The following is a 17,349-nucleotide window of genomic DNA, read 5'->3' as shown; positions in this document are numbered from 1 at the left end:
CGCGCTGTCATGCCCGGCCAATTTCTGCGAATTTGGCCTGGGTATGTTCAGCCAGCACCGCTGCCGGCAGTTCAACCTCCAAGCCCCTTCTCCCCGCACTCACAAAAATCGTCGCAAACGGTTGTGCTGTTGCATCGATAAACGTGCGCAGGCGTTTCTTTTGCCCCAACGGGCTGATGCCCCCCAGCAGGTAACCGGTTGAACGCTGCGCCGCCGCCGGGTCGGCCATTTCGACTTTCTTGACGCCTGCCGCGTGAGCCAGAGCCTTCAGGTCCAGACTTCCGACGACCGGCACCACCGCCACCAACAATTCGCCCTTCTCGCTGCTCGCCAACAAGGTCTTGAACACCTGCGCCGGGTCGAGGCCCAATTTTTCCGCGGCCTCCAGCCCATAGGACGCCGCCTTGGGGTCGTGTTCATAACTGTGGATACGATGTTCGGCGCGAACTTTTTTCAACAGGTCCAATGCGGGGGTCATGACGTCTCCGGGCGTGGCAAACAGATGGCCAATTCTAGGCCAAGCCCACACAAAACGCTCTAGTCCGCCCACTCTTAAGGTGCACACACAATGTGACAAGCGTGATCATTCACCAGACCAATAGTTTGAAAGTGACTGACGGTTCACTTTCGACCTTTGACAGCCGTCATTCTTGTCTATATTTTTTCGTTTCCGAATACTGTAGGAATAGACCTACAGCATTCAAGCAGTAAGCCGTGACCGGGATGGGGATCCTTGCCACGGTGAAAATCGCGCAACAATCCGTTGAGGTTGTGCGCCAGACAAGAACAACAACTGAGGTTTTCCATGACAACTGCTCTTCAACAGCCTTCACTTTCGAGCCAATGCATGGCCGAATTCCTGGGGACTGCGCTTCTGATCTTCTTCGGTACAGGATGCGTCGCTGCGCTCAAGGTCGCGGGAGCCAGCTTTGGCTTGTGGGAGATCAGTATCATCTGGGGGGTCGGCGTCAGCATGGCGATCTACCTGAGCGCCGGGATTTCCGGGGCCCACCTCAACCCCGCCGTCAGTATTGCCCTGTGTATTTTCGCTGACTTCGAAAAGCGCAAACTGCCCTTCTATATCCTCGCCCAGATCGCCGGTGCCTTTTGCTCGGCGGCCTTGGTGTACACGCTCTACAGCAACCTGTTTTTCGATTACGAACAAACCCATCACATGGTGCGCGGTTCCCAGGCCAGCCTGGAATTGGCGTCGGTGTTCTCCACCTACCCCCATGCGCTGCTGAGCACCGCCCAGGCGTTCCTGGTGGAAATGGTCATCACCGCGATCCTGATGGGCGTGATCATGGCCCTCACCGATGACAACAACGGCCTGCCACGCGGCCCGTTGGCCCCGCTGCTGATCGGCCTGCTGATCGCGGTGATTGGCAGCGCCATGGGCCCGTTGACCGGCTTTGCGATGAACCCGGCGCGGGATTTCGGGCCCAAGCTGATGACCTTTTTCGCGGGCTGGGGTGAAATGGCTTTCACTGGTGGCCGTGATATCCCTTACTTCCTGGTACCGATTTTCGCGCCGATCGTCGGCGCATGCCTCGGTGCTGCGGCCTATCGCGGGCTGATTGCCCGCCATCTGCCGACCGCCGCACCTGCTATAGATGAAGCAACACCTGACACGGCTGTCAACGGCAAGACCCGTATTTCCTGATAGCGCCAGCCTGGGCACCTGCCCTTTGTAGCCCAGGCTGATTACCGATTTTCTTATTTTCCAAGGCATTCGACATGACCGATATTCAGAATAAGAACTACATCATTGCCCTTGACCAAGGCACCACCAGTTCCCGGGCGATCATCTTCGATCGTGACGCCAACGTGGTCTGCACCGCCCAGCGTGAATTCGCACAGCATTACCCACAGGCTGGCTGGGTCGAGCATGACCCGATGGAAATCTTCGCCACCCAGAGCGCGGTGATGGTCGAGGCCCTGGCCCAGGCCGGCCTGCACCATGATCAGGTCGCCGCCATCGGTATCACCAACCAGCGTGAAACCACCGTAGTGTGGGACAAGGTCACTGGCCGCCCGATCTACAACGCCATCGTCTGGCAGTGCCGCCGCAGCACCGAGATCTGCCAGCAACTCAAGCGCGACGGCCACGAGCAGTACATCAGCGACACCACCGGCCTGGTCACCGACCCTTACTTCTCCGGCACCAAGCTCAAGTGGATCCTCGACAACGTCGAAGGCAGCCGCGAGCGTGCGAGCAATGGCGAACTGCTGTTCGGCACCGTCGACAGCTGGCTGATCTGGAAATTTACCGGCGGCAAGACCCACGTCACCGACTACACCAACGCCTCGCGCACCATGCTCTTCAACATCCACACCCTGGAATGGGATGCGAAGATGCTGGAGATCCTCGACATTCCGCGCGAGATGCTGCCGGAAGTTAAGTCGTCGTCCGAAATCTACGGCCGCACCAAGAGCGGCATTGCCATCGGCGGTATCGCCGGCGACCAGCAAGCCGCCCTGTTCGGCCAGATGTGCGTCGAAGCCGGCCAAGCCAAGAACACCTACGGAACCGGCTGCTTCCTGTTGATGAACACCGGCGACAAAGCCGTGAAATCCAAGCACGGCATGCTCACCACCATCGCTTGCGGCCCGCGTGGCGAAGTGGCCTACGCCCTGGAAGGTGCGGTGTTCAACGGCGGTTCCACCGTGCAATGGCTGCGTGATGAGCTGAAAATCATCAACGACGCCCACGACACCGAATACTTCGCTGGCAAGGTCAAGGACAGCAACGGCGTGTACCTGGTGCCGGCCTTCACCGGCCTGGGCGCCCCGTACTGGGACCCGTACGCCCGTGGCGCACTGTTCGGCCTGACCCGTGGCGTACGCGTGGACCACATTATTCGTGCGGCCCTGGAGTCGATTGCCTACCAGACCCGCGACGTACTCGACGCCATGCAACAGGACTCGGGCGAACGGCTCAAGGCCCTGCGCGTGGACGGCGGCGCGGTGGCCAACAACTTCCTGATGCAGTTCCAGGCCGACATCCTCGGCACCCAGGTCGAGCGCCCGCAAATGCGCGAAACCACCGCATTGGGCGCCGCCTACCTGGCCGGCCTGGCGTGCGGCTTCTGGGGCAGCCTGGAAGAGTTGCGCGGCAAGGCAGTGATCGAGCGCGAATTCGAACCGCAGTTGGACGAAGCGGCTAAAGAGAAGCTCTACGCCGGCTGGCAAAAAGCGGTCAGCCGCACCCGCGACTGGGAGCCTCACGAAGGCGCTGAATAAGCCAACGTCCGGTTGTAACTGGCAGGGAGCGGATTCCTGCGTCATCATGGGCCACTTTTGTATGGCAGCCCAAAGGACGCCCCATGAATCTGCCTCCCCGCCAACAACAAATCCTCGAGCTGGTCCGCGAACGCGGCTACGTCAGCATCGAGGAAATGGCGCAGCTGTTCGTTGTCACCCCGCAAACCATCCGCCGCGATATCAACCAGCTGGCGGACGCCAATCTGCTGCGCCGCTACCACGGCGGCGCGGCCTATGACTCCAGTGTCGAAAACACCGCCTACGCCATGCGCGCCGACCAGATGCGCGACGAGAAACAGCGTATCGGCGAAGCCATCGCTGCGCAGATCCCCGATCACGCCTCGCTGTTCATCAATATCGGCACCACCACCGAATCCATCGCCCGTGCGCTGCTCAACCACAATCACCTGAAAATCATCACCAACAACCTCAACGTCGCCACCATGCTCAGTGCCAAGGACGACTTCGACGTGTTGTTGACCGGCGGTAACGTGCGGCGTGACGGCGGTGTGGTGGGTCAGGCGAGTGTGGACTTCATCAACCAGTTCAAGGTCGACTTTGCCCTTGTGGGCATCAGCGGTATCGATGAAGACGGCAGTCTGCTGGACTTCGATTACCAGGAAGTTCGGGTTTCCCAGGCGATCATCGCCAATGCACGCCAAGTGATCCTGGCAGCGGACTCCAGCAAATTCGGGCGCAATGCCATGATTCGCCTGGGGCCGATCAGCTTGGTGGATTGTTTGGTCACGGATCAGCAGCCGGTGCCGGCGTTGGTGCAGTTGTTGAGTGACCATAAGGTGCGGCTGGAAGTCGTCTGAGGCTCTCCACTCTTCACTGTGGCGAGCGGGCTTGCCACAAACGCGCCTTTAAACCGAACATAATGTTCACAAATCTTCCTTTCCCAGCCCTTCGATGAGTTTTTTCAATCGAAGTCGGCTGGCTGTGCGCGCGTTTATCAGCTACCATTTTCGCAAATGAACATTAATGTTCGAATTCCAAGACGAAAAAATCGCGAGGCCAGCCGATGAACCCTTCCACCTTGCCTGCTCCACCGCTTGCCGAAGTCTATGACGTTGCCGTTATCGGTGGCGGGATCAATGGCGTCGGCATTGCAGCAGACGCAGCCGGTCGCGGGTTGTCGGTATTCCTTTGCGAAAAGGACGACCTGGCCAGCCACACCTCGTCCGCCAGCAGCAAGCTGATCCACGGCGGCCTGCGCTACCTCGAACATTACGAATTCCGCCTGGTGCGCGAGGCCCTGGCCGAGCGTGAAGTACTGCTGGCCAAGGCCCCGCATATCGTCAAGCAAATGCGCTTCGTATTGCCGCATCGCCCGCACCTGCGCCCAGCGTGGATGATCCGTGCCGGTCTGTTCCTGTATGACAACCTCGGCAAGCGCGAAAAACTCGCCGGTTCGAAAAGCCTCAAGTTCGGCGCCGACAGCCCGCTGAAAAGCGAAATCACCAAAGGCTTCGAATACTCCGACTGCTGGGTGGATGACGCCCGCCTCGTCGTGCTGAACGCCATGGCCGCCCGTGAAAAAGGCGCGCACATCCACACCCAGACCCGTTGCATCAGCGCCCACCGCAGCAACGGCATGTGGGAAATGAACATGGAACGTGCCGATGGCAGCCTGTTCTCGATCCGTGCTCGTGCCCTGGTAAACGCTGCGGGCCCATGGGTCGCCAAGTTCATCAGGGACGACCTGAAGCTGGATTCGCCTTACGGCATCCGCCTGATCCAGGGCAGCCACCTGATCGTGCCGAAACTGTACGAAGGCGCCCACGCGCATATCCTGCAGAACGAAGACCAGCGCATTGTCTTCACCATTCCGTACCTGAACCACCTGACCATCATCGGCACCACCGACCGCGAATACACCGGTGACCCGGCTGCCGTTGCGATCACCGAAGGTGAAACGGACTACATGCTCAAAGTGGTCAATGCGCATTTCAAAAAGCAGTTGAGCCGCGACGACATCGTCCACACCTACTCCGGCGTGCGCCCACTGTGCAATGATGAATCGGACAACCCGTCGGCCATCACCCGCGACTACACCCTGGCGTTGTCCGGTGGCAAGGGCGAAGCGCCGATCCTGTCGGTGTTTGGCGGCAAGCTGACCACGTATCGCAAGCTCGCTGAATCGGCGATGGCACAACTGGCGCCGTATTTCACTCAGATGCGCCCAAGCTGGACCGCCAAGGCCAGCCTTCCGGGCGGCGAAGACATGACCACGCCGCAAGCCCTGGCCGAGGCCATCCGCAACAAATTCGACTGGGTGCCGAGCGAGATCGCGCGCCGCTGGTCCACCACCTACGGCAGCCGTACCTGGCGCCTGCTGGAAGGCGTGCAGTCGCTGGCGGACCTGGGTGAGCACTTGGGCGGTGGCCTGTACACCCGCGAGGTGGATTACCTGTGCGCCGAAGAATGGGCGACCCAACCTCAGGACGTGCTGTGGCGTCGCACCAAGCTGGGTCTGTTCACCACCCCGGAAGAACAGGCCAACGTGCAGCGCTACCTGTCCACCGTTGAGCAGAACCGCAGCAAGATTGAAGCGGCCTGACAGACCGGTATTACAAAAGCCCCTGCGCCGAAAGGCTCAGGGGCTTTTTTTTGCATTCGGTTTTCCGAACGCCACACTGCCATCTATTCGGTTTGCCGGACCCAAGCCCCGAAAAAACGCCGTCATATAAAGTTAATTACCCTATAAATCATGGAGTTAACCTTTTATATCGAGCCTGGCACGACTCATGCTCTACACTCTTGGACGATTGCCTGGGACGCCTCAGGAGCCGTCACGGGCATTCGCTGTACAAGAGAGCCGTTTAGCCGGCTTCATAAAAAAAACAAATGTCGAGGAAGTATTGATGCGCATCGTTCCCCATATTCTGGGCGCAGCTATCGCTGCTGCTCTGATCAGCACTCCAGTTTTCGCCGCCGAACTCACCGGCACGCTGAAGAAGATCAACGACTCCGGCACCATCACTCTCGCTCACCGCGACAGCTCCATTCCGTTTTCCTACATCGCGGATGGTTCGGGCAAACCTGTGGGCTACTCCCACGACATTCAGTTGGCCGTCGTCGAGCAACTGAAAAAAGACCTGAACAAACCCGACCTGAAGGCCAAGTACAACCTGGTCACTTCGCAAACCCGTATTCCGCTGATCCAGAACGGCACCGCGGACCTCGAGTGCGGCTCCACCACCAACAACGCCGAACGCGCCCAGCAAGTTGATTTCACCGTCAACATCTTCGAAATCGGCACCCGTCTGCTGGTCAAGAAAGATAAGGATGGCAAGCCGTCCTACGCTGACTTCGCTGACCTGAAAGGCAAGAACGTCGTGACCACTGCGGGCACCACGTCCGAGCGCATCATCAAAGCGATGAACGCCGACAAGCAAATGGGCATGAACGTCATCTCCGCCAAAGACCACGGCGAATCCTTCCAGATGCTGGAAAGCGGCCGTGCCGTAGCGTTCATGATGGACGACGCCCTGCTGGCCGGTGAAGAAGCCAAGGCCAAGAAGCCGGACGACTGGGTCATCACCGGTACTCCGCAATCTTTCGAAGCCTACGCGTGCATGGTGCGTAAAGACGACCCAGCCTTCAAGAAAGCGGTGGATGACGCCATCGTTGCCCTGTACAAATCCGGCGAAATCAACAAGATCTACAGCAAGTGGTTCGAGAGCCCGATCCCACCAAAAGGCCTGAACCTGAACTTCCCGATGAGCGACAAGGTGAAGGAGCTGATCGCCAACCCAAGCGACAAGCCAGCGCCTGACGTAAAAATCTGATACCTGACTAAGCTTATCTCCTGAGGGAGCCAACCCTCCCTCAGGCGTCTGTTACTACCTGCTGGCTTTAATGTGGAACACTCGACCTGGCGGTTTTCGAGCCGATCGCGTGTGCCTGACGTTCACCGTCAGGCGGGAAAGGATCTTCCCCAAGCGGGTGCTTGTACATCGATCGATCTCGAGGGGAGACCCTAATGAATTACAACTGGGACTGGGGCGTGTTCTTCAAGTCCACTGGCGTGGGCAGCGAGACTTATCTCGACTGGTACATCGCCGGCTTGGGCTGGACCATCGCCATCGCTGTCGTGGCATGGATTATCGCCTTGCTGCTGGGGTCCATTCTGGGCGTCATGCGCACCGTGCCAAACCGCATCGTATCGGGCATCGCGACCTGCTACGTGGAACTGTTTCGTAACGTGCCGCTGCTGGTTCAGCTGTTCATCTGGTACTTCCTGGTACCCGACATGCTGCCGCAGAACCTGCAGGACTGGTACAAACAAGACCTCAACCCGACCACCTCGGCCTACCTGAGCGTTGTCGTGTGCCTGGGCCTGTTCACCGCCGCCCGTGTGTGTGAGCAAGTGCGTACCGGCATCCAGGCGCTGCCACGTGGCCAGGAATCCGCTGCGCGCGCCATGGGCTTCAAGCTGCCGCAGATCTACTGGAACGTGCTGCTGCCGCAGGCCTACCGGATCATCATTCCGCCGCTCACCTCGGAATTTCTCAACGTCTTCAAGAACTCCTCCGTGGCGTCCTTGATCGGCCTGATGGAACTGCTGGCGCAAACCAAACAGACCGCCGAGTTCTCGGCCAACCTGTTTGAAGCCTTCACCCTGGCCACGCTGATCTACTTCACCCTGAACATGAGCCTGATGCTGCTCATGCGCCTGGTCGAGAAGAAAGTCGCAGTGCCCGGCCTGATCTCCGTGGGGGGTAAATAATGGACTTCGATTTCAGCGGCATCATCCCCGCTATCCCAGGCCTGTGGAACGGCATGGTCATGACCTTGCAGTTGATGGTCATGGGCGTGGTCGGCGGCATTGCGCTGGGGACGGTCCTGGCGCTGATGCGCCTGTCGTCCAGCAAACTGCTGTCGCGCGTGGCCGGCGCTTATGTGAACTACTTCCGCTCGATCCCGCTGCTGCTGGTGATCACCTGGTTCTACCTGGCGGTGCCGTTCGTGTTGCGCTGGATCACCGGCGAAGACACGCCGATCGGTGCGTTCACCTCGTGCGTCGTGGCCTTCATGATGTTCGAAGCCGCGTACTTCTGTGAAATCGTACGGGCCGGCGTGCAGTCGATCCCCAAAGGCCAGATGGCGGCGGCACAGGCGATGGGCATGACCTATGGCCAGACCATGCGCCTGATCATCCTGCCCCAGGCGTTCCGCAAGATGACCCCGTTGCTGCTGCAACAGTCGATCATCCTGTTCCAGGACACCTCGCTGGTCTACACCGTGGGCCTGGTGGACTTCCTCAACTCCGCCCGCTCCAACGGCGACATCATCGGCCGCTCCAACGAGTTCCTGATCTTTGCCGGTGTCGTCTACTTCATCATCAGCTTTTCCGCCTCGCTGCTGGTCAAGCGTCTGCAAAAAAGGTTTGCCGTATGATCTCTATCAAGAACATCAACAAGTGGTATGGCGACTTCCAGGTGCTGACCGATTGCAGCACCGAGGTTAAAAAAGGCGAAGTGATCGTGGTGTGCGGGCCGTCCGGCTCGGGCAAATCCACCCTGATCAAGTGCGTCAACGCGCTGGAACCGTTCCAGAAGGGCGACATTGTAGTGGACGGCACCTCGATTGCCGACCCGAAGACCAACCTGCCGAAACTGCGCTCGCGCGTGGGCATGGTGTTCCAGCACTTCGAGCTGTTCCCGCACCTGACCATCACTGAGAACCTGACCATCGCGCAGATCAAGGTGCTCGGCCGCAGCAAGGAAGAAGCCACCAAGAAAGGCCTGCAGCTGCTCGACCGCGTAGGCCTGTCGGCACATGCCCACAAGCACCCTGGCCAACTCTCCGGCGGTCAGCAACAACGTGTGGCGATTGCCCGCGCCCTGGCCATGGACCCGATCGTCATGCTGTTCGACGAACCGACCTCGGCGCTGGACCCGGAAATGGTCAACGAAGTGCTCGACGTGATGGTGCAACTGGCCCACGAAGGCATGACCATGATGTGCGTGACCCACGAAATGGGCTTCGCCCGCAAAGTGGCCGACCGCGTGATCTTCATGGACGCCGGCAAGATCATCGAAGACTGCCCGAAAGAAGAGTTCTTCGGCGACATCAGCGCCCGCTCTGAACGCGCGCAGCACTTCCTTGAGAAAATCCTGCAGCACTAAGCACTGCCCAGATGTGGTGAAGGGCCCAATCCCCTTCACCACAACTGGTTGACCCAAGGCATCTGTGATGAAATGCGACCCCAACCAATTTCGCGCCGCACCGCCATCACTTGCCGTGAAACCACGTCTGATCCGCCAACTGTTCCTGCCGCCGTTGATCATCGCCCTGATGATCGGCCTGGGTTATATCGGCTTCTGGGTCAGCGAGTACTACGGCATCCGCACCCTCAGCGATACCGGCGAACGCCAGCTGGAGCTGCATGCCCGCACCGTCGAAAGTGAACTGAGCAAATACACCTACCTGCCGAGCCTTCTGGAGTTGGAATCCAGCGTCTCCACGCTGCTGGCCGATCCGAACCAGGAAACCCGCAAGACCGTCAACGATTACCTCGAAGGCCTGAACCGACGCAGTCGCAGTCGGGCCATCTATGTGATGGACACCACCGGCCGCGTACTGGCCACCAGTAACTGGCGCGATGCCGACAGTTACCAGGGTGAAGACCTGTCCTTCCGCGCCTATTTCCAGAACGCCGTGCGCGGCCAGCCTGGCCGTTTCTATGGCATCGGCAGCACCAACGGCGAACCCGGCTACTACCTGGCCCACGGCCTCGAAGAGCACGGCAAGATCATCGGCGTCGCCGTGGTCAAGGTGCGCCTCGAAGCCCTGGAAGAACGCTGGCAGCGTGCGCGCCTCGAAGCCTTTGTGAGCGACGAGAACGGCATCATCATCCTCTCCAGCGACCCGGCCCGCCGCCTCAAGGCCGTGCGCCCGCTGAGCGATGACACCAAGGATCGCCTGGCCCACAGCCTGCAATATTACTGGGCGACGCTCAACGAGCTGGAACCCCTGGCCCGCGAGCGTCTCAACGAAGGCACCGAGAAACTGACCTTCCCGGCCAACAGCGAAGTGGTCAACGACGAGCACGAAGTCAGCTACCTGGCGCAAACCCGCCCGCTGAATGACACGCCGTGGAATTTCACCCTGCTCACGCCGCTCAACGATCTACGCCGCGCCGCGATCAACCAGGGCATTTTGGTGGCCGTTGCGTTTGGCCTGGTGGCGTTTTTGCTGATCGCCTGGAACGAGCGGCGCAAGGTCATCGCCACCCGCCTCGCCGCGCGGGAAGCCTTGCAGGAAGCCAACAGCCAGTTGGAACGGCGGATCGCCGAGCGCACCGCCGACCTGCGCGCCAGCAACGAACGGCTCAAGGGCCAGATCCGCGAACGACGCCAGGCCGAAGAGACGCTGCGCCGCGCCCAGGATGAGCTGGTGCAGGCCGGCAAACTGGCGGCCATCGGCCAGATGTCCACCAGCATTGCCCACGAATTGAACCAGCCACTGGCGGCGCTGCGCACCTTGTCCGGCAATACCGTGCGCTTCCTGGAGCGCGGCGCCCTGGACACCGCCAGCGCCAACCTCAAGACCATCAACGAATTGATCGACCGCATGGGCCGCATCACCGCCAGCCTGCGTTCCTTCGCCCGACGTGGCGATGACCAGGGCGAGGCCAGCCTGGCCAAAGCGGTCGACGCGGCTTTCCAGGTTCTCGGCGCACGCCTGGACAGCTTGCCACTGAACCTGCACCGCGACTTTTCCCCCGCCCAATTGCAAATCGACCAGACGCGCCTGGAGCAGATCCTGGTCAACCTGATCGGCAATGCCCTCGACGCCATGCAGGCCCAACCCACGCCCGAGCTGTGGCTGGAAGGCAGCAGCAGCGAGGGCAAATACCGCCTGCACGTGCGTGATAATGGTCACGGTATCGACGCCGAGGCGCGCAAACATTTGTTTGAACCGTTCTTCACCACCAAGCCCGGCGAGCAAGGCCTGGGCCTGGGCCTGACGCTGTCCGCCAGCCTCGCGGCCGCCACCGGCGGCAACCTTGCCGTGGAGCACCCGGTCAGTGGTGGAACGGCCTTTGTCTTGTGCCTGCCGTTGGCGGGCGCTCAAAAAGCTGAGTCGACATGAATACAGACGCTAAAGCCATCAAAGACGAGCTCACCGTGCTGATCGTCGAGGACGATCCCCATGTGCTGCTCGGCTGCCAGCAGGCCCTGGCCCTGGAAGACATTCCCAGCGTCGGCGTGGGCAGCGCTGAAGAAGCGTTGAAGCGCATCGGCGAGAACTTCGCCGGCATCGTGATCAGCGACATCCGCCTGCCAGGCATTGACGGCCTGGAGCTGCTCACCCGCCTCAAGGCCCTGGATAAAAGCCTGCCGGTGGTGCTGATCACCGGGCATGGCGATATCTCCATGGCCGTCGGCGCCATGCGCAACGGCGCCTATGACTTCATGGAAAAACCCTTCTCCCCCGAACGCCTGGTCGACGTGGCGCGCCGCGCCCTGGAGCAGCGCGGGCTGGCGCGGGAAGTCTGGTCGTTGCGCCGCCAATTGGCCGAGCGCGATTCACTGGAAGGCCGCATCATCGGCCGCTCGCCGGCCATGCAGAACCTGCGCGAGCTGATCGCCAACGTGGCCGACACCTCGGCCAACGTGCTGATCGAAGGCGAGACCGGCACCGGCAAGGAACTGGTCGCGCGCTGCCTGCATGATTTCAGCCGGCGTCACGCCCACCAGTTCGTCGCCCTGAACTGCGGCGGCCTGCCGGAGAACCTGTTCGAAAGCGAGATTTTCGGCCACGAAGCCAACGCCTTCACCGGCGCCGGCAAGCGCCGCATCGGCAAGATCGAACACGCCCACGAAGGCACGTTGTTCCTCGATGAAGTGGAAAGCATGCCGATCAACCTGCAGATCAAACTGCTGCGGGTGTTGCAGGAGCGCACCCTGGAGCGCCTGGGTTCGAACCAGAGCGTGGCGGTGGATTGCCGGGTGATCGCCGCCACCAAGTCCGACCTCGACGAACTGAGCCGTGCCAACCAGTTCCGCAGCGACTTGTACTACCGCCTCAACGTAGTGACCCTGGAACTGCCGCCGCTGCGCGAGCGCCGTGAAGACATCCTGCAACTGTTCGAACATTTCCTGCAGCAGTCGTCGCTGCGTTTCGACCGCAGTGTGCCGGAGCTGGACAACCAGACCCTGTCGAGCCTGATGAGCCACGACTGGCCGGGCAACGTGCGTGAGCTGCGCAACGTCGCCGAACGCTTCGCCCTCGGCCTGCCGGCGTTCAAGAAAAGCGGCGCCAGCAGCGGCAGCCAGGGCCTGGCCTTCACCGAAGCGGTGGAAGCCTTCGAACGCAACCTGCTCAACGATGCCTTGCAACGCAGCGGTGGCAACCTGACCCAGGCCAGCCAGGAACTGGGGATGGCCAAGACCACACTGTTCGACAAAGTCAAAAAATACGGGTTGAGCCACTGATGGATCTGCTATTGAAAGCCGCCCTGGGCGCGGCCGTGGTATTGATTCTGGCCGCGCTGGCCAAGACCAGGAATTACTACATCGCAGGCTTGGTGCCGCTGTTTCCGACCTTTGCCTTGATCGCCCACTACATCGTCGGCAAAGGCCGTTCGGTGGACGACTTGAAGACCACGATCCTGTTCGGGATGTGGTCGATCATTCCGTATTTTGTGTATTTGGCGACGTTGTATGTGATGGTCGATCGGATGCGGTTGGAAGCGTCACTCGCCGTGGCGGCAGTAGCATGGTTGATGGCCGCGACGGTGCTGGTCAGCGTGTGGGTCCGCGTTCACGCCTGATCAGCGCACGATCTTGTCGACCTGAATGCCCAGCTTCTTCAGCCGATACCAGAAGCTGCGCTCCGAAATGCCGATCTTCGCTGCCGCCGCCGCCTGCACGCCATTGCTCTCCTGCAACGCCGCGAGTATGTAGGCCTTCTCCACCTCCGCCAGCGCCGCATCCAGGTCCTGGGGAATGCCCGGCCCGTCGCTGAGGATCGCCGTCACACCGTCCTCGCTTGGCTTGGAAGCAAACAGGTAACCCGGCAAGTCGATGTCCTCGATCACCGGCGACGCCGCCACGATGGTCGCGCGCTCTACGCAGTTCTGCAGTTCACGGATATTGCCTGGCCAGTGATACGCCGCCATGGCCTGCAACGCCTCCGGGCTGAAGCCGGTGATGCGTTTACCCGCTGTAGCGCTGAGGGTCTGGGCGAAGTGGCGGGCCAAGGGAGCGATGTCTTCCACCCGTTCGCGCAAGGACGGCAGGGGAATCGGGAACACGTTGAGGCGGTAGTACAGGTCTTCGCGAAATTCCTTGTTGGCCACCGCTTCCAGCAGGTTTTTGTTGGTGGCGGCGATCACGCGCACATCGACCTTGCGTTCGCGGGGATCGCCCACCGGTTCGATCACCCGCTCCTGCAACGCGCGCAGGATCTTGGCCTGCAACGCCAGGGGCATGTCGCCCACTTCATCGAGAAAGAGCGTGCCCTTGTCGGCCTGTTGGAAGCGCCCTATCCGGTCAGCCACGGCGCCAGTAAACGCGCCTTTGCGATGGCCGAACATTTCGCTTTCCAGCAACCCTTCCGGAATGGCTGCGCAATTGACCGCCACGAAGGGTTTGTCGGCGCGACTGCCATGCTTGTGGATGGCACGGGCAACCATTTCCTTGCCGGTGCCGCTTTCGCCGGTCAGCAGGATGGTGGCGCTGCTGTCGCGCACCGAGTCCACCGCTTGCAGCACTTTGCGAAACGCCGGGCTGTCGCCCACCAGGCTGTCGAACTGGGCGTGTTCGTCCAGCTCGGCACGCATGCGTGCGTTGTCGCGCATGATGTCGCGAAATTGCAGGGCCTTGGCCACGGTGATGTCCAGCTCGTCGATATCGAACGGCTTGGCGATGTAGTCGTAGGCGCCGTTGCGCATCGACTGCACGGCGTTTTTCACCGTGCTGTAGGCGGTCATCACGATCACCGGCACATGGGGGTAGCGCACCTTGATCTCGGCCAGCAGCGCCGGCCCGTCCATGCCTGGCATGCGCCAATCGCTGATCACCAGGTCGATGTCTTCCTGCTCCAGCACCTTGAGCGCGTGCAGGCCGTTGCCGGCGACAAACACCTGCACGTCGCTCTGGCCCAGGGCCGAGGCCAACAGGTCGCAGAGCTTGGGTTCGTCGTCGACTACCAGAATGTTATGCGTCATGACTGTCCTCGTCGTCTTCGCCACTCGCCGGAATGTACAGGCTGAAGGTGGCGCCGGCATCTTTCTCACTGGCACATTCGATGCTGCCGTCGTGACTTTCCATGATCGAATAGACTTTGGCCAGGCCCAATCCGGTGCCCGACGCCTTGGTGGTGACAAATGGCGTGAAGATGCGCTCGATCATGTCCGCCGGAATGCCTTGGCCGGTGTCAGTAATGCTGATCAGCGTGTTCTCGCCTTCCGTACGAATGCCCAAGGTCAGGCGCCCGCCTTCGGGCATCGCGTCGATGGCGTTGAGGATCAGGTTGAGGCACGCCTGCTTGAGCTGTTTGGCATCCGCGTAAATCGTCGCTCCGGGTGCCTGGTCGTCGATGTGCGCGTCGATGTTATGGGTGGCCAGTTCCGGCGCGCAGAAGCCGAGGATTTCCTCCACCAGCGGGCGCGCCGGCAGCAACACGCGCAGAGGCGGGTTGGGCTTGGCAAAGTCGAGGAATTCGGTGATCAGGTCGTTGATACGGCTGACCTCGCTGACCACATATTCCAGATGACGCTTGTCGGTTTCCGCCAGGTCGGCGCGGCGGTGCAGCAGCTGCGTCGCCGTCTTGATGATGCCCAGCGGGTTGCGGATCTCATGGGCCAGGCCCATGGCGACTTCACCCAGGGCATGCAGGCGATCACGTCGACGCAGCTGGGCTTCAAGGTGATGCAACTCGCCAAGCCGCTCGGTCATATGGTTGAAGGTGCTGCTCAACTGCGCCAGTTCGTCGCCGCCGCTGACTACCACGCGGTGCGCGTAGTCGCCGGAAATCACCGCGCTCACGCCTTGGGACAAGTCCCGCAGCGGCTTGGTCAGGCGCCGCGATACCAACACCCCCGCCGCCAGTGACAGCGCCGAACTGAGCAGGAAAATCAGCACGAACAGATTGCTCTGGTTTACCAGCCCCACCAGGCTGGTGTGGCGCAGCAAGCCACTGAAGATCACACCTTGCAGCTCACCGGCATCGTTGAAGATCGGCCAGTACAAACCGCTGTAGTTGTTGGTGAACTGTTCGCTCGGCTGCTTGGTGCTGCGCATGGCGATTTCGACGTTCTTGGGGATGCGCGACGGGTGGTCTTCAAAGCGTTGGGTCGAGAATATCTCTGAGAAGCCATTGGGATTGGCCAGGTACAGGCGCAGGTCGAGGGAATGCACATCGGCCACGCTGGTGAGGAAACTGCTGTCCAGATAAGTGGCGACCAACAGCAGGTAATCGACACCGTCTTGGGTGGTTTCAAAAGTCGACACCACAACCCCCGTGCTCACCCCGGCCACCTGCACGGTCTGCAACACCGCGTTGCTGGTCAGGCTGATCTGCTTGACGATGTCGTCAGAGGCGGTGCTGAACACCAGCTTGTGGTCGCTCATGCGGATCAGCGCCACCACGTCGATGTCGGTGGCGTCGGCAATGTCGGCGGTCAGCCGGTCGTGCTTGGCGGCTTGCCGGCTCGACGGCGGGCTGGTGTAGCGCAGGAACAGCTTGGCCATGCGCGCGTTGTCGTGAAGGATGTCGCCGATCTCATCCTTGACGATCTTGGTCGACTCCTGCAGCCAGATGCGCACGTTGCTGTCGAAGATCTGCGACAGCGTGGTGGCCGCCAGTTCGGCGGCGATCATGGTAGGGATCACGCTGACCAACCAGAACGCCAGCACCAGCTTGCGCTGGACGCTCCAACGCGAAATGGCAAAGGGGCGGGCTTTCTGGCGGGTCTTGGTGATCATCAGGTTTCGCTTATCGCAGCAGCCATGGCAGGGTCGGAACGATCCGGTCGAATAAACAGTTTTACAAGCTTGAGCAGGCCGTTGACCAGCCGGTTGCGGTGGCGGAAAAACACGCTGTTGCCCTGGAACTCGCAGCCCAGGCGCAGCTTACTGGCATACCCGGCCTGGCCGCACTCATACACGGCAATATTGTGTTGAATACAGTAGTCGACATTGGTCAGCCAGCTACGGAAGTACAGGTTGTAGTCACGGGTGAATTCCACGTCATGCCCGAAAAACTTGTCCACCAGCCGGTGCTCGTCCACCAGGATCAGGTTGAACGCCACCAGTTGCTCGTCCACCCAGTAAAGAACACAGACCGCCCGCTCATCAAGGCGTTCGAGCACACCGGTGAAGTAACCGGCGGGCAGCCGCTCGAACTGCAACTCGGCACGCGTGAGCGTGGCCTCGTACAGGCGCATGACCTCGGGCAGCACGTCGTCGATATTGCGCCGCCACTCCACTCGCGGCCCCGGCGCGCGCAGTTTGCGGCGCAGGTCCTTGCGTGTGGATTTGCCCAGGGACCCCAGGTAGGCGTCCACCGAGCCGTAGGGCAGCGGCAACACGCCCGTGGGCAAGCTCGGCATGCTCTGGAAGCCCGCCGCGCGGCAACTTTCGACCCAGTGCGGGTCTTTGCTCGGTGCGTCCTTGACCGCTACCAGGCCGATACCGAAGTCATCGGCATCCTGGCGCGCGGCTTCCAAAAGGTGCTTGAGCAGCAGCGGACGTCGTGTATCCGCCACACTGCTGGCAAAACCAACGTCGCAGCGCTCCGCCACCGGGGAGCCGAGGGCATACAGGCCCAGTTGCAAAAGCCCCGGCCACAGTCGCTCCACACGCTCGGTCAAGCGTTTGCCGGCGCCCGACACCGTGGTGTCGAGGCGATAATGGGTGATGAACGCGGCCGCCACAGCCACCAGCGTTCCATCTTCGTAAACCGCCAGGTAACGCCACTGAAAATCATCGATAGCGGCGTTTTCCACGGCGACGTAATAGTCCCAGTCCTCCAGGGCACCCGGGAAACAGTCGTTCCAGGCACTGCGCTGGAGGGCCCGGATGGTCGGGAAGGCTTGGGCGGTAATCACAAGGGTTTCCTTAA

Annotated in this window: 15 protein-coding genes; 11 read left to right on the top strand and 4 right to left on the bottom strand. The window is 60.9% G+C overall.

What is annotated here, in order from left to right:
• Window positions 1-7: 7 nt before the first annotated feature.
• Complete coding sequence (gene ybaK / locus AYR47_RS13010) at window positions 8-478, bottom strand: Cys-tRNA(Pro) deacylase (protein WP_028619057.1); 471 nt, start codon at window positions 476-478, stop codon at window positions 8-10.
• 327 nt (window positions 479-805) lie between these two features.
• Here ybaK and AYR47_RS13005 point away from each other — a divergent pair, with 327 nt between their 5' ends.
• From AYR47_RS13005 to AYR47_RS12955, 11 genes are all read left to right on the top strand, one after another.
• Complete coding sequence (locus tag AYR47_RS13005) at window positions 806-1,663, top strand: MIP/aquaporin family protein (protein WP_033896408.1); 858 nt, start codon at window positions 806-808, stop codon at window positions 1,661-1,663.
• 74 nt (window positions 1,664-1,737) lie between these two features.
• Window positions 1,738-3,243 carry a glycerol kinase GlpK gene (glpK, locus tag AYR47_RS13000; RefSeq protein ID WP_061435476.1) on the top strand — a complete coding sequence of 502 codons (1,506 nt, stop codon included), beginning with the start codon at window positions 1,738-1,740 and terminating at the stop codon, window positions 3,241-3,243.
• 83 nt (window positions 3,244-3,326) lie between these two features.
• The gene (locus AYR47_RS12995) at window positions 3,327-4,082 is read left to right on the top strand and encodes a DeoR/GlpR family transcriptional regulator (RefSeq protein WP_061435475.1); all 756 of its coding nucleotides are present in this window, start codon (window positions 3,327-3,329) and stop codon (window positions 4,080-4,082) included.
• A gap of 206 nt (window positions 4,083-4,288) precedes the next feature.
• Window positions 4,289-5,827 (top strand): glycerol-3-phosphate dehydrogenase, encoded by a 1,539-nt coding sequence (gene glpD, locus AYR47_RS12990; RefSeq protein WP_061435473.1) that lies wholly within the window; start codon window positions 4,289-4,291, stop codon window positions 5,825-5,827.
• A 304-nt stretch (window positions 5,828-6,131) separates the two neighbouring features.
• Window positions 6,132-7,058, top strand: coding sequence for a glutamate/aspartate ABC transporter substrate-binding protein (locus tag AYR47_RS12985; RefSeq protein ID WP_010212760.1), 927 nt, complete (start codon window positions 6,132-6,134; stop codon window positions 7,056-7,058).
• 194 nt (window positions 7,059-7,252) lie between these two features.
• Window positions 7,253-7,999 carry an amino acid ABC transporter permease gene (locus AYR47_RS12980; RefSeq protein ID WP_010212762.1) on the top strand — a complete coding sequence of 249 codons (747 nt, stop codon included), beginning with the start codon at window positions 7,253-7,255 and terminating at the stop codon, window positions 7,997-7,999.
• A complete protein-coding gene (locus tag AYR47_RS12975; RefSeq protein ID WP_010212763.1) occupies window positions 7,999-8,670 on the top strand; it encodes an amino acid ABC transporter permease in 672 nt (223 codons plus the stop codon). The genes AYR47_RS12980 and AYR47_RS12975 overlap by 1 nt, the downstream gene beginning before the upstream one ends.
• Window positions 8,667-9,401 carry an amino acid ABC transporter ATP-binding protein gene (locus AYR47_RS12970; protein ID WP_003188952.1) on the top strand — a complete coding sequence of 245 codons (735 nt, stop codon included), beginning with the start codon at window positions 8,667-8,669 and terminating at the stop codon, window positions 9,399-9,401. Before AYR47_RS12975 ends, AYR47_RS12970 begins: the two co-directional genes overlap by 4 nt.
• A 67-nt stretch (window positions 9,402-9,468) precedes the next feature.
• A complete protein-coding gene (locus AYR47_RS12965) occupies window positions 9,469-11,370 on the top strand; it encodes a sensor histidine kinase (protein WP_061435471.1) in 1,902 nt (633 codons plus the stop codon).
• A 65-nt stretch (window positions 11,371-11,435) separates the two neighbouring features.
• Window positions 11,436-12,716, top strand: coding sequence for a sigma-54-dependent transcriptional regulator (locus AYR47_RS12960; RefSeq protein WP_237142563.1), 1,281 nt, complete (start codon window positions 11,436-11,438; stop codon window positions 12,714-12,716).
• Window positions 12,716-13,054, top strand: a complete 339-nt coding sequence (locus AYR47_RS12955) for a GlpM family protein (RefSeq protein WP_033896402.1) — start codon at window positions 12,716-12,718, stop codon at window positions 13,052-13,054. Before AYR47_RS12960 ends, AYR47_RS12955 begins: the two co-directional genes overlap by 1 nt.
• Here AYR47_RS12955 and AYR47_RS12950 read toward each other — a convergent pair whose 3' ends face one another.
• From AYR47_RS12950 to AYR47_RS12940, 3 genes are read right to left on the bottom strand one after another with little or no spacing between them, the layout of a single operon-like run.
• The gene (locus AYR47_RS12950; protein ID WP_061435469.1) at window positions 13,055-14,452 is read right to left on the bottom strand and encodes a sigma-54-dependent transcriptional regulator; all 1,398 of its coding nucleotides are present in this window, start codon (window positions 14,450-14,452) and stop codon (window positions 13,055-13,057) included.
• Window positions 14,442-16,211 (bottom strand): sensor histidine kinase, encoded by a 1,770-nt coding sequence (locus tag AYR47_RS12945; RefSeq protein ID WP_038847825.1) that lies wholly within the window; start codon window positions 16,209-16,211, stop codon window positions 14,442-14,444. Before AYR47_RS12945 ends, AYR47_RS12950 begins: the two co-directional genes overlap by 11 nt.
• The gene (locus AYR47_RS12940; RefSeq protein ID WP_033896399.1) at window positions 16,211-17,335 is read right to left on the bottom strand and encodes a GNAT family N-acetyltransferase; all 1,125 of its coding nucleotides are present in this window, start codon (window positions 17,333-17,335) and stop codon (window positions 16,211-16,213) included. Before AYR47_RS12940 ends, AYR47_RS12945 begins: the two co-directional genes overlap by 1 nt.
• Window positions 17,336-17,349: the final 14 nt, after the last annotated feature.

The organism is Pseudomonas azotoformans (genome assembly GCF_001579805.1).
GTDB lineage: Bacteria > Pseudomonadota > Gammaproteobacteria > Pseudomonadales > Pseudomonadaceae > Aquipseudomonas > Aquipseudomonas azotoformans_A.
The sequence above is the reverse complement of the archived record's forward strand: the minus strand, read 5'-3'. Positions and strand labels throughout refer to the sequence as shown.

Excerpts from the sequence above, each read along its gene's own strand:
- ybaK (WP_028619057.1), bottom strand. The coding sequence starts at position 478 with ATGACCCCCGCATTGGACCTGTTGAAAAAAGTTCGCGCCGAACATCGT.
- AYR47_RS13005 (WP_033896408.1), top strand. The coding sequence starts at position 806 with ATGACAACTGCTCTTCAACAGCCTTCACTTTCGAGCCAATGCATGGCC.
- glpK (WP_061435476.1), top strand. The coding sequence starts at position 1,738 with ATGACCGATATTCAGAATAAGAACTACATCATTGCCCTTGACCAAGGC.
- AYR47_RS12995 (WP_061435475.1), top strand. The coding sequence starts at position 3,327 with ATGAATCTGCCTCCCCGCCAACAACAAATCCTCGAGCTGGTCCGCGAA.
- glpD (WP_061435473.1), top strand. The coding sequence starts at position 4,289 with ATGAACCCTTCCACCTTGCCTGCTCCACCGCTTGCCGAAGTCTATGAC.
- AYR47_RS12985 (WP_010212760.1), top strand. The coding sequence starts at position 6,132 with ATGCGCATCGTTCCCCATATTCTGGGCGCAGCTATCGCTGCTGCTCTG.
- AYR47_RS12980 (WP_010212762.1), top strand. The coding sequence starts at position 7,253 with ATGAATTACAACTGGGACTGGGGCGTGTTCTTCAAGTCCACTGGCGTG.
- AYR47_RS12975 (WP_010212763.1), top strand. The coding sequence starts at position 7,999 with ATGGACTTCGATTTCAGCGGCATCATCCCCGCTATCCCAGGCCTGTGG.
- AYR47_RS12970 (WP_003188952.1), top strand. The coding sequence starts at position 8,667 with ATGATCTCTATCAAGAACATCAACAAGTGGTATGGCGACTTCCAGGTG.
- AYR47_RS12965 (WP_061435471.1), top strand. The coding sequence starts at position 9,469 with ATGAAATGCGACCCCAACCAATTTCGCGCCGCACCGCCATCACTTGCC.
- AYR47_RS12955 (WP_033896402.1), top strand. The coding sequence starts at position 12,716 with ATGGATCTGCTATTGAAAGCCGCCCTGGGCGCGGCCGTGGTATTGATT.
- AYR47_RS12950 (WP_061435469.1), bottom strand. The coding sequence starts at position 14,452 with ATGACGCATAACATTCTGGTAGTCGACGACGAACCCAAGCTCTGCGAC.
- AYR47_RS12945 (WP_038847825.1), bottom strand. The coding sequence starts at position 16,211 with ATGATCACCAAGACCCGCCAGAAAGCCCGCCCCTTTGCCATTTCGCGT.